Origin of the sequence: Paenarthrobacter sp. CM16, assembly GCF_013179505.1 — a bacterium.
In the GTDB taxonomy this organism is placed as follows: domain Bacteria; phylum Actinomycetota; class Actinomycetes; order Actinomycetales; family Micrococcaceae; genus Arthrobacter.
Map to the genome: position 1 here is coordinate 1 of NZ_JABMCX010000159.1, position 11,317 is coordinate 11,317.

Below are 11,317 nucleotides of genomic sequence, written 5' to 3' on the forward strand. Positions count from 1 at the left end.
GGTTTCCAGGACATCCGTGCGCGAGGCCGTCCGGATCCTTGAGGCCATGGGCGTGGTCCGCGCGGGGGTGGGTTCGGGCAAGGACGCCGGGACCGTGGTCATCGCCGAGCCCGGCTCTGCGCTGGGTTCCACATTGAGGCTGCACGTGGCAACGCGCCATCTTCCCGTGGCGGACATCGTGGAGACCCGTGTCCTGCTGGAATCCTGGGCTGCGGAACGGGCCCAGGTGGGTGTTCCGGCGCTGGAGGAGGCCGGGGAATTGCTGGACCAGATGGACGCCGCCCCGGATATTGATACGTTCCTGGCCCTCGATGCCCGGTTCCATGTGGCCCTGGCGCAGGCAGCCGGCAACTCCGTGGTGAGCGCCATGATGGCCTCGCTCCGGGGCGCGATCGAGAATTACGCGGGTGAGCTCACTGGAAACCTCCCCGACTGGAACGCGACGTCCACCCGCCTGCGGGCGGAGCACCGTGCCATCCTCGACGCCGTGAACAACCACGACGGCGGCACAGCAGCTGAGCTTGTTGCCGCCCACATCCAAGGCTTCTACAAAGAGGCCGGAGTGGGCGCAAACCCCTCGCCCAGTTGACACCTCACCCCCATGTTTTTGGGAAACATGGGGGTGAGGTGTCAACTCGCGGGCTTGAGGGCGGGTGCCGCCGTGCTCTTGCGGATCTCCACCCTGGGCGAGAACTCGTCCTGTGCCTGGGTAGCTGTCTCGCCGGCCTGCTGGATCTGCTCCCGCATCCTCCGCCAGGCCAGGCTGCCGAGCTCGTTGATGGGCACGGCTGCCGTGGTCAACGGGGGCGTGGTGTATTTGGCGAAGGGGATGTCGTCAAAACCCGTCACGGAAATGTCCTCCGGAACCCGGATCCCGCGCTCGTGCAGGCCGCTAAGCAGACCCATGGCCACGAGGTCGTTGAAGGCCAGGACGCCGGTGGCGCCACTGGCGATGATGGCTTCGGTGGATTCGTGGCCGGAGTCGAAATTGGAGCCGCCGTGCAGCATCTGCAGCTCGATGTCCGGGTGCTCGGCGCGGAACTGGTCCAACCCCACCAGGCGCTGGCGGTTGGAGGCGCTGTGCTCCGGGCCGGACAGGAAGACCAGCCGCCTGTGTCCCAGTGAGACCAGATGCTGTGCCAGTTCTTGGATGCCCTGCCCGTAGTCCACGCTCAGGCTCGGGGTGTTGGTGGCGATGGTGGTCCGGTTGATGAGTACCAGGGGGTGCAGGGTGGGCGCCAGCTCTTCGAGTTCGGCATCGGCCATGCGGGGAGCGCAGAGGACCACGCCGTCACAACGACGCCGGGCTTCCCCCGCCAGGATTGCTTCCTCGCTGGTGACTTCTGAGGAGTCTGCGATGAGGACGCGGTACCCGTCCTGGGCTGCGGCGATGCTGAGGCCGCGGAGGATGGCCTGGAAGGTGGGGTTGGCCAGGTCCGGGACAACTATTCCGATGGTGTCGGTCTTGCCCAGGGCGAGGCTGCGCCCCACCGGGTTGGGTTGGTACTTCAATTCAGCGGCGGCTGCCCGGACCCGCGCTGCGATCCCTGGATCCACTGCGGCATTACCGTTCATGACGCGGGAGACCGTGGCGTGCGAAACCCCGGCCTTCTCCGCGACGTCGGCTATCCCGACGCGCCTGTTGGTGTTCCTGCGTGCCATGTGGCCCCTTCCCATTGGTCGTCTCCCGTATGCACCGTCGTTGGAGCAGTGGTTGACGTGACCACCAGAGTCTTGATACAAAGCTTATAACGCTCTGAGAAAACGCTTTCTCATGATTCTTCCCACACGAAGCCGGGCCGTCAAGCGGTTCACTCCTGCCTTTTGAAAGGGGCATCCCACATGGTCACCGTCGACTCAGCCGAGACCCAGACAGAATCAGCCGCATCGGCCACGCCCACAGCCCGGACCGAAGGCGGCAAGCGGACCCGCATTGCCCTCATTGGAACCGGCGGCCGCTCCGAGATGTACATCCGGGCCATCTACGGGCAGCACGCGGACGTTGCAGAGCTCATTGCGCTCTCCGACGTCAACCAGGGCCGGGTGGACTTCTACCAGGAGCTCATCCGCGAACTTGGCGGAACGGAACCGGTGGCATCCTTCGAGCCCGGCCAGCTCACCAGCTTCATTCAGTCCAATGGCATCGAGCGCGTCATTGTCACGACGCCGGACTACACCCACGCCGACTACATCGTCGAAGCACTCGAGGCCGGTGCCGACGTCGTGGTTGAAAAGCCGCTGACCATCGACGTTGACGGATGCCGCCGCATTACCGAAGCCGTGGCCAAGACCGGCAAGAACGTGGTGGTGACCTTCAACTACCGCTACTCGCCCCGCAACACTGCCTTGAAGGAAGTCATCCAGAACGGCGTGATCGGCAAGGTCACGTCCATCGACTTCAGCTGGGTCCTGGACACCGTGCACGGCGCCGACTACTTCCGCCGCTGGCACCGCGAAAAGAAGAACTCCGGCGGCCTGCTCATCCACAAGGCTTCCCACCACTTCGACCTGGTCAACTGGTGGATCAACGACGTTCCGGAACGCGTTTTCGCCTCCGGCGGCCTGCGCTTCTACGGCGACAAGAACGCTGCCGAGCGTGGCCTGGGAGCCCGCCCCGAGCGCGGCACCGTCGACGGCCTGGGGCACGATCCCTTCCGCTTGGACATGCGCGACGACGAGCGCCTGAAGGCCCTGTACTACGACAACGAAAAGTTCGACGGCTACATCCGCGACCAGGACGTCTTCACCGAGGGCATCACCATCGAGGACAACCTGGCCCTCGTAGTGGACTACCAGGGTGGCCCGACGCTGAGCTACTCGCTGAACGCCCACAGCCCGTGGGAGGGCTACCGCGTCACCGTCAACGGCACCGAAGGCCGTGCCGAGCTCGAAGTGGTGGAGCGTGCCGCCGTCGAGTCTTCCACCGATAAAAAGACCGTGGTTGACCCCAGCGCCACGCCCATCGAGGAAGATGACGCCGTGCGCCGAAACGGCGAGCGCCTGGTGGTCCAGCGGCACTGGGAAGCAGCCTACGAAGTCCCGATCGTCAACGGTGAGGGCGGCCACGGCGGCGGCGACAACCTGCTGCTCTCGGACCTCTTCAACGGTCCCGGCATTGATCCGCTGGGCCGTCCGTCCGGTTACATCGACGGACTCCGTTCCGTCTCGGTGGGAATTGCCGGCAACCAGTCCTTGGACACCGACCTCCCGGTCCGGATCAGCGAACTTGGCCTCGGCGTCGATCTCAGCCGCAGCCAGGCCTGACCCGTTCACTACCAAGCAAGGAACACACCATGAGCAGGATTTTTGTCACCGGAGGTTCCGGTCGGCTGGGGCGCAGCGTTGTTGCCGGGCTGGCGGACGCCGGCCACAAGGTGATCTCGGTGGACCGGGACGCCATCCCCGCTGAGCAGTTGCCCGCCGGAGCCGAACAGCACACCGCTGATCTCCTGGCACCCGGGGAAGCGGAGCGGCTCATCCGGGAAACAGCGCCCGACGCCGTCATTCACCTCGCTGCTATTGCCGTACCTTTCAGCGCACCCGAGGATGTCATTTTCAGCACGAACACCCGGCTCGCCTACGCGGTGGTCAGTGCGGCCACCGACGCGGGTGTGCCGAAGATCGTGACGGCGTCCAGCCCCACCGCCCTGGGCTATGGCTCACCGGCCGGGTGGCTACCGCCGTCGTTCCCCTTGGATGAGCAGACGCCGCCCAAGCCGTGGAACGCTTACGCCTTGTCCAAGCTGATTGCCGAGCAGACAGTGCAGATGTTCGCCGCAGCCCAGGGCGACAGGATCCGGTACGCTGCCTTCCGCCCGTGCTACGTCCTCTCCCCGGAGGAGTGGGAAGGGGCCCTGACGCAGCAAGGCCACACCATCCGGGAACGCCTGGATGATCCCGCGTTGTCCGCGCCGGCTCTGTTCAACTACGTGGATGCCCGGGATGTGGCTGACTTCCTGGATGTGCTGCTGGAGAAGCTGGACAGCATTCCCAACGGCCAGGTCTTCTTTGTGGGCGCCAAGGATGCCTTGGCTACCGCGCCGCTCTCGGAATTGTTCCCCCGCTTCCTGCCGGGCAGCGGACCCCTCACCGAGCACCTCACCGGAACCAGCCCGGCCTTCTCCATCGACAAAGCCCGTGAGCTTCTCGGTTGGGAACCGAAGCGGTCCTGGCGCACCGAACTCACCCCGCCGTATGAAGGGGCCGACACAGCGGCAAGCGAACAAGCCGCACTGAACGAACAAGCCGCACTGAACGGCGCAGCGCCGAACGGCGCAGCACTGAACGGCGCAACACTAAATCAGGCAGCACTCAACGACGAGAACCCCGCCGGCCTGGTCCCGGCGGGAGCAACCAAGGAGACACCATGAACTTCGACGGCGTACTGTTCTTCCCCGTCACCCCCTTCGCCGAGGACGGCACGGTAGATGTAGCACTGCTCAAGGAACACATCACCTCCCGTCTGCCCTTCGGCCCCGGCGGCGTTTTCCCCGCGTGCGGCACAGGCGAATTTCATGCGCTCTCACTTGAGGAGATCCGCACCGTGGTGACTGCCGCCGTCGAGGCTGTTGCAGGGGCCGTGCCGGTGGTCTCCGGTGCCGGCGGACCGCTGGGCCACGCCATTGCCGCCGCGAAGGTGGCTGAGGAAGCCGGCGCGGACGCCCTCCTGGTGCTTCCGCCGTATCTGGTGACCGGCCCCACCGATGGTGTGGTGGCTTATGTGGAGGCCATCGCCGCCGCGAGCAGCTTGCCGGTGATCGTTTACCACCGCGGCACGGCAAAGTTCACGGCCGAGGCCATCACCCGCCTCACCGCCAACCCGAAGGTGGTTGGCTTCAAGGACGGAATCGGCGACGTCGGCCTGGCCCAGGAAATCGTCTCCGCGATCAACGCCAGCGGACGTACCGACTTTGCGCTGTTCAACGGCCTGCTGACGGCCGAACTGACGCAGGGCGCCTACCGCGGCCTTGGCATCCCCCTCTACTCCTCGGCTGCATTCGCCATGGCCCCGGAAATCGCCAAGGCTTACTACGACGCCTACATGTCCGGTAACGAGGACCGCCGCCACGCTTTGCTGGAGGGTTTCTACGCTCCACTCGTCCGTCTCCGTGACCAGACTCCCGGGTTCGGTGTCTCGCTGATCAAGGCCGGCCTGCGTCTGGCAGGGCTTCCCGTAGGCCCGGTTCGTCCGCCTCTGGTGGATCCTTCCGAGGAGCAGCTGCTGGAGCTCAAGTCCATCCTGGCCAAGGGCCACGAGTTGGCCGGCAGCTGATGCAGGCCCGCATTACGGGCCTCACCACCCGGTTGATCACGGTCCCGCTGCTGCGCAGCTGGGGTGCCGAGGCGCCTGAGAACCATGTAATAGTCACCGAACTGAGCACGGACGACGGCGGCACGGGCCACGGTTTCTCGTGGACGCCCACCATTGGTCCCCAGGCGGTCAAAGCCCTCCTGGATTACGACATTGCCCCGTTCATCGTGGGGCTGGAAGCCAACCCTGAGATTGTCTGGGACCAGTTGTGGAAGCGGCTGCATGAAGCCGGCGGGGGAGGCCTGACCACCATCGCGATGGCTGGTGTGGACCTGGCCCTGTGGGACCTGAAAGCCCGGCAGGCCGGTACCTCTGTCACAGGACTTCTTGGGCAGCGGCACCAGTCCGTTGAGGTGTACGGCTCCGGTGTCAACCTGCACTACTCCCTGGAGCAGCTTGTGGAGCAGGCGCAGCGATGGGTATCTGCCGGGCATAACGCCGTGAAGATCAAGGTGGGCAAGCCGGAGCTCCGGGAAGACGCCGAACGGGTTGCAGCAGTCCGTGCGGTCATTGGCCCGGACCGGCTGCTCATGATCGACGCCAACCAGCGTTGGGACCTCGCCCACACCTTCCGTGCCTTGGATGTTTTGGGGGAGTACGGACTGGAGTGGCTTGAAGAGCCCATCCGCGCCGATGACCTCTGGGCCTACCGGCGCTTGCGAAAGCACTCGCCCGTGCCCATTGCCTTGGGTGAGAACGTCCACACCATCTACCGTTTCCGCGACTTCATCGAAGCTGAAGCTGTGGACATCATCCAACCCAACATCGTCCGCGTGGGCGGCATTACCCCGTTCCGCAGGATCGTTGAGTTGGCCCGTGCCAACAGCATCAGGGTGGCGCCGCACCTGCTCCCGGAACTCTCCGGTCAGCTGGCGCTCACCCTGGCCGACGCCGTGAGCGTGGAGGACGTGGAAGACGCTTCCTTCGAACAACTCGGCATCCTGGCCGGGCCCTCACCGGTGAAGATCAGCAACAGCACCGGCAGAAGCAGGCTCAGCAGCACAGGCCGCCCGGGACTTGGCTTCGAGTTCACCGTCAACCAGCCAGCCCCTGCAAGCGCAGCCCCCGACAGTAAAGGAAACCGCATTGAGTACAGCAACTCTTGACCTGACAGCCATCACTGCAGCAGCCACGGAAGCAGCAAAGGTGACCGCAGCAGCGTCCGACGCCGAGCGCGCCGCCTGGCTCAACGCCGTCGCCGATGCCTTGGACGCCAACGTCACTGAGCTGGTGGCGATCGCCGATTCCGAGACGAGCTTGGGCACGGTCCGGCTCACGGGCGAGGTGGCACGGACCAGTGGGCAGCTGAGGTTGTTCGCCAACGTGATCACCGAGGGCTCGTACCTGGAGGCGGTCATTGATCACGCTGACCCGTCATCCACCCCGCCCAAGCCCGACCTGCGCCGCATCCTCCGTCCGATCGGTCCGGTAGCGGTGTTCTCGGCGTCGAACTTCCCGTTCGCTTTCTCCGTTGCCGGCGGTGACACCGCGTCCGCACTGGCTGTGGGTTGCCCGGTGATCGTCAAGGCTCACTCCGGCCACATCCGGCTCTCCGAGCGGACCGCCGAGATTGTCAGCGAAGCCCTGGCCAAGGCAGGGGTCCCGGAAGGGATCTTCGCCCTGGTCAGTGGCCGCGAGGCAGGAACAGCATTGGTTCAGGACCCGGCCATCAAGGCCGTCGGCTTCACCGGCTCCATTCCCGGTGGACGCGCACTGTTTGATCTCGCAGCCTCCCGTCCCGAGCCGATCCCGTTCTACGGTGAGCTGGGCAGCCTGAACCCGGTAGTCATCACGGCGGACGCACTCGCCGAACGCGGGCAGCAGCTCGCCGCGGGGCTGGCAGGCTCGTTCACCATGGGCGCCGGACAGTTCTGCACCAAGCCGGGACTCGTGTTCATCCCTGCCGGTACTGATTTCGCATCGCATCTGGCGGAGGCCAGCAAGGACAAGCCCACCGCTGCCATGCTCACCGAGCGCATCGCCGAGGCCTACCCGGACGGGCTACGGAACGTCGCTGACCAGCCAGGTGTCGCCGTCGTCAGCGGTACAGTGCAGCAGGACAGCCTGGCCGACGGCGCCGCACCCGTGGTCTTCTCCACCAGTGCAGCCAACGTGCTGGAGCGCCCGGAAGAGTTGTTGGAAGAGTGCTTCGGCCCCACCACGCTGCTGATCGAGTATGCCAACCAGGAAGAACTGTCCGCAGCCCTGGCGAAGGTCCCGGGCAGCCTCACGGGCACGGTGCACGCACAGCCGGGCGAGGACGTTTCCGCCCTTGTTGAGCAGCTCAGCGGCCTCGCCGGAAGGGTTCTTTTCGACGGCTGGCCCACGGGTGTAGCCGTGAACTGGGCGCAGCAGCATGGCGGCCCGTACCCGGCCACGACGTCCCTGTTCACTTCCGTGGGGGCCACCGCGGTCCGCCGATTCCAGCGTCCGGTGGCTTACCAGGATGCTCCCGAAACAGTCCTGCACCCGGCGCTGCACGACGCCAACCCGCTGGGCATCCCCCGCCGCGTGGACGGCGTTCTGACCCTCAGCTAACCCCACACAAAAAGGGGCGGGGCCACCATCACGGTGACCCCGCCCCTTTCGTGTGGGGAGCCAGGTGTCAGGGGCGCAGCGTCAGCGGACGACGGCGGCCCTCCACTTGGGTGGTCGGCCAACGGTCGTCAGTGGTCAGGATCCGCAGGCCGGATTCCGTGAGCAACACCGTGTCCTCGATCTTCACGCCGGGCCCGGAGGGGTTCCATGTGAAGGGCTGGTTCAGCACAATAGTGTCCCGAACATCGGCGGTGACGCGGGGATCGCGGCCAGCATAACCGGCCGGCCCGCCTTGGTGGTGCAGCGTCCACTGGTCATCGCCGAAGCCGTGCCGGGCGTAGGCCTGCTGAATCTCGGTGAAGACGGTGTTGAGCCGGGCCCGGGGCACCGTGGCCTTGAAGATGTCGGCCTCGACGGCGGCGATGCGGGCCTCGGCGTCGAGCTCCTGGGGAGTTCCGGCGTCGAATGCCACCCAGCGGGTGACGTTGGCAACCAGTCCGTTCCGGCGGGCGCACACCACTGCCATGGCACGGCGGCCGATGGGGGAGTGCGTGGCCAACGGATGCCGGAAGTCGCTCCGGGAAGCGCCGTTGCACAGCAGGACCAGCGGTTCGGCGCCCACGGCCACGATCCTCGCGGCAAGCTCCGAGACGAGCTGGAACTCCGTGGTTTCCGGGCTGACGGCTGTGAGGACGTCCGTCATGGCGGCCGCGGCGTCGGCAGACAACTCCGCGTAGCGCGCCGTTTCGGCCGGCAGGAGTTGCTGGCGGGCGGCACGCAGTTCCGTGGTGACGGCTGCTTCCACCAGCGGGTCACCATCAACAGCCAGCCCGGCTGCGACGGCATGCAGTTGGCCATGCCACGGAACGGTGTCCAGGCTGACGCCCTCCGGCAACTCCTCTGCGGCGATCCGGCCGGCCTCGTTGTTGAACGTGACCAGGTGGTCGCCGGAACGGTCCACCAGCAGGGCAGCGATGGGGTCGCCCGCCAGGCTGATGTGCACGCGGCTCCCGTCCAGGTACCAGGTGAGGGCCGTGTTGGAGGTGAGCAACAGCGAATCGCGGCCTGCGGCGTCCAGGATGTCCAGCACGCGCCGGCGCTTGACCGCGCGGTCGGCTACGTTGCCGGGCGCCGTTTGGCCCGGTGCCGTACGGCCGGGCAGGGTAAGGCCGGGCGTCGTTGGGCCGGGGGCGGTGCGGCCGTTGGTTGCGGAGACGCTCGCCGGCCTCGATGCCTGCGTAGGTGTCTGCCCTGCCAAGGGCGTGGATTGAGTAGGCGTGGTCATGCCGGTTCCCCCAAAGTTGAGATGAGACGTTCAATATCTTGTGTTGCCAGGAAGCCATCCGTGATGAGGACGGTGACGGTCCTATGGACCGGGCGGCCAGGTTCTGTTCTCACCGGTGCGTCCCAAGCCAGCGAAAGGCCGACGCCCGGGTAGCCTGAATGCCGAACAAACCACGGGTCAGGCGCCTGCGGTGCGGCCAGGAACACCAGGGTGGCCGGGTGGCCCAGCCCGGGATCGCCGGTGACATGGGTGGGGTCGGCGGTCCCGGCGTCGAACGTTCCGGACCAAGCCAGCCACGGCGCGGCGCTGCCGTGCACGGCGTCCTCGCCACGTGCCGCGGGTGTCCAGATGGTGGCGTCGCCCACCTTCGGGAGGCGCCAAAAGAAACCCCCGTACCCGCCTTGGGGCCGCCCGTTGGAGCCGGGGCTGCCCAGCAGAACCGGACGTCCCGTGGCTGATTCCAGCGTGAAATCCAACATCAGCTTCCACGCTGAAGGCCCGACGGCGGCCCAGCGCCACTTCCGCTGTTCGCGCAGTACCGGTGTTCCGTCCGGGCCGAGCCAGCTCAGCTGTTCGCGCCGTTCTCCGTCAACGTGCTCCGCGGATTCGGTGACGATGCGGCCGTGGTCCTTGCGCCAGACGTAGGCGCCGGCAGCCCGGGTGTAAGTCCGGCCGCCCCAGAAGTTGATGCCGTCCACGTCCTGGAGGGCAACGCCTGCTCCCAGATGCCACACGTGGTCCTCGGGGACGTGATCGGTAACCACAGTTCCCGCAAGGGTTCGAACAGGGTGGAGGTAGGGGCGCGGGGAGGACGTGGGCCGGATATGGGATCCGGATTGCAGGGTAGCCACCGGCGTGCCGCTGATGTCCAGAGTGTCCAGCGTGGGTCCGCCGGATGCCGTCCACGGCGCTCGGAGCTCAGCGAACGTATTCTGGCCCAGGGCTGCCCGGCGGATCAGCGATTCGATGCCATGGACCACAGGGTGGGCGTCGTCGCCCTCGCCTACCCAAGTGACGAAGTCGGGGTGGATTTTCCGGGGCGCATCGGCCGTGCGGATGGCTTCAAGCACCGAGACATAGGCCCCCACCCCGCCGAGGGGGCTGAGGAGATCTTCTTCCGTCCGGGCGGTGAGTAAATTCTCCAGCAGGTCGATGCGGCCGAACGTCTCCACGCGGGTGCCCTGCAGGGAGCTGATTTCCAGGCGGTCCTCAGTGTAGGAGAGCGTCAGTTGCCCCAACGTCCCATGGACGGTCACCGTCGGCGCGGACTGGACCGGTGCACACAGCGTCAGTGCGCACGTCAGCACGGTATTGCCCGCAAACCCGGTATCACCGACAATCCGGACCCGCACCACGGAGGTATCGTCGCTTTCGGTGTCATTGGCCCGGTAAAGGTCCGTCTCCACCGAGGCAACGTCAGAGACCGTCCGGGCGCCGGCAAGCCGCAGCCCGGTAGCCACGGCGTGCGCCAAGGCGTTGGTGACCACGCCGTCCACCACATCGGTGCCGTTGAGGCTTCGCTTGCCTGCCCATCGCGAGCGCTTGAAGTACGCCTTGCTCCGTAGCCACAGCCCTGTGGCGCTGATGCCGCGGACTTCACCTATTTCGCCGCCGGCCACCAAGGCGTCTATTGCGGGCAGGGCCTGGGACCCCAAGCTCTGGAATCCCACTTGAACCAGGCGGCCGGCGCTCGCAGCCGCGGCCATGAGGTCCTCGTATTGCGCCATGGACGCTACGGGCGGCTTTTCCAGATACACGTGTGCCCCGGCTTTGAGGGCAGCAAGGGCCAGCGGTGCGTGCGTCTGGATTGGCGTGGAAATGATGACGACGTCCGGTGCGCTTCCTGCCGCCAGGAGATCGTCCAGGGAGGGGAAGACCTCCACGCCGGGGGCCAGTTTTCCTTCGGCAGGCGGGCGGGGATCGGCCACAGCCACCAGGTCCAGCCTGCCGACAGCAGCCAAGCGATCCAGATTGGCGAGGTGCCGTTCGCCGAAGCCGTGGACACCCACCAGGGCAACACGGGGGAGCCGCGGGTGCACCTCCGCAGCGGTGGCGGTTAAGGGCTGAGTCATGAGTCTGTCCTAGCGAGGTCAGGTGTTGGGGAAGGGCCGGGTTGGCTGGGCCGCAGTGCCGCGGCGAGGAATGCTGCGGCCTCCTCCTGCATGGCCCGGGTGAAGACGTGG

General features: G+C 66.4%; 9 protein-coding genes. 6 read left to right on the plus strand and 3 right to left on the minus strand.

What is annotated here, in order from left to right; genetic code table 11:
* On the plus strand, window positions 1-589 hold a 589-nt coding region (locus tag HP499_RS14505; RefSeq protein ID WP_172324814.1), incomplete at its 5' end, for a FadR/GntR family transcriptional regulator.
* Window positions 590-630: 41 nt separating this feature from the next.
* Here the strand turns inward: HP499_RS14505 and HP499_RS14510 are convergent.
* Window positions 631-1,662: a LacI family DNA-binding transcriptional regulator gene (locus tag HP499_RS14510; RefSeq protein ID WP_172324816.1), complete on the minus strand. Its 1,032-nt coding sequence runs from the start codon at window positions 1,660-1,662 to the stop codon at window positions 631-633.
* A gap of 180 nt (window positions 1,663-1,842) precedes the next feature.
* Between HP499_RS14510 and HP499_RS14515 the strand changes: the two genes are divergently transcribed.
* From HP499_RS14515 to HP499_RS14535, 5 genes are read left to right on the plus strand one after another with little or no spacing between them, the layout of a single operon-like run.
* Complete coding sequence (locus HP499_RS14515) at window positions 1,843-3,264, plus strand: Gfo/Idh/MocA family protein (protein ID WP_172324818.1); 1,422 nt, start codon at window positions 1,843-1,845, stop codon at window positions 3,262-3,264.
* Between the two features lie 29 nt (window positions 3,265-3,293).
* Window positions 3,294-4,370 (plus strand): NAD(P)-dependent oxidoreductase, encoded by a 1,077-nt coding sequence (locus tag HP499_RS14520; RefSeq protein ID WP_172324820.1) that lies wholly within the window; start codon window positions 3,294-3,296, stop codon window positions 4,368-4,370.
* Window positions 4,367-5,272: a 5-dehydro-4-deoxyglucarate dehydratase gene (locus tag HP499_RS14525; protein WP_172324822.1), complete on the plus strand. Its 906-nt coding sequence runs from the start codon at window positions 4,367-4,369 to the stop codon at window positions 5,270-5,272. The genes HP499_RS14520 and HP499_RS14525 overlap by 4 nt, the downstream gene beginning before the upstream one ends.
* Window positions 5,272-6,417 carry a mandelate racemase/muconate lactonizing enzyme family protein gene (locus HP499_RS14530; protein ID WP_172324824.1) on the plus strand — a complete coding sequence of 382 codons (1,146 nt, stop codon included), beginning with the start codon at window positions 5,272-5,274 and terminating at the stop codon, window positions 6,415-6,417. Before HP499_RS14525 ends, HP499_RS14530 begins: the two co-directional genes overlap by 1 nt.
* Window positions 6,398-7,849 (plus strand): aldehyde dehydrogenase (NADP(+)), encoded by a 1,452-nt coding sequence (locus HP499_RS14535; RefSeq protein ID WP_172324826.1) that lies wholly within the window; start codon window positions 6,398-6,400, stop codon window positions 7,847-7,849. The genes HP499_RS14530 and HP499_RS14535 overlap by 20 nt, the downstream gene beginning before the upstream one ends.
* Before the next feature lie 67 nt (window positions 7,850-7,916).
* Here the strand turns inward: HP499_RS14535 and HP499_RS14540 are convergent, their stop codons facing one another.
* Both HP499_RS14540 and HP499_RS14545 read right to left on the minus strand, forming a co-directional pair.
* On the minus strand, window positions 7,917-9,134 hold the full coding sequence (locus tag HP499_RS14540; protein ID WP_253951597.1) for a Xaa-Pro peptidase family protein: 1,218 nt from the start codon (window positions 9,132-9,134) through the stop codon (window positions 7,917-7,919).
* Window positions 9,131-11,206, minus strand: a complete 2,076-nt coding sequence (locus HP499_RS14545) for a DUF6807 family protein (RefSeq protein WP_172324828.1) — start codon at window positions 11,204-11,206, stop codon at window positions 9,131-9,133. The genes HP499_RS14540 and HP499_RS14545 overlap by 4 nt, the downstream gene beginning before the upstream one ends.
* Window positions 11,207-11,317: the final 111 nt, after the last annotated feature.

Excerpts from the sequence above, each read along its gene's own strand:
- HP499_RS14525 (WP_172324822.1), top strand. The coding sequence starts at position 4,367 with ATGAACTTCGACGGCGTACTGTTCTTCCCCGTCACCCCCTTCGCCGAG.
- HP499_RS14515 (WP_172324818.1), top strand. The coding sequence starts at position 1,843 with ATGGTCACCGTCGACTCAGCCGAGACCCAGACAGAATCAGCCGCATCG.
- HP499_RS14520 (WP_172324820.1), top strand. The coding sequence starts at position 3,294 with ATGAGCAGGATTTTTGTCACCGGAGGTTCCGGTCGGCTGGGGCGCAGC.
- HP499_RS14540 (WP_253951597.1), bottom strand. The coding sequence starts at position 9,134 with ATGACCACGCCTACTCAATCCACGCCCTTGGCAGGGCAGACACCTACG.
- HP499_RS14545 (WP_172324828.1), bottom strand. The coding sequence starts at position 11,206 with ATGACTCAGCCCTTAACCGCCACCGCTGCGGAGGTGCACCCGCGGCTC.
- HP499_RS14510 (WP_172324816.1), bottom strand. The coding sequence starts at position 1,662 with ATGGCACGCAGGAACACCAACAGGCGCGTCGGGATAGCCGACGTCGCG.
- HP499_RS14530 (WP_172324824.1), top strand. The coding sequence starts at position 5,272 with ATGCAGGCCCGCATTACGGGCCTCACCACCCGGTTGATCACGGTCCCG.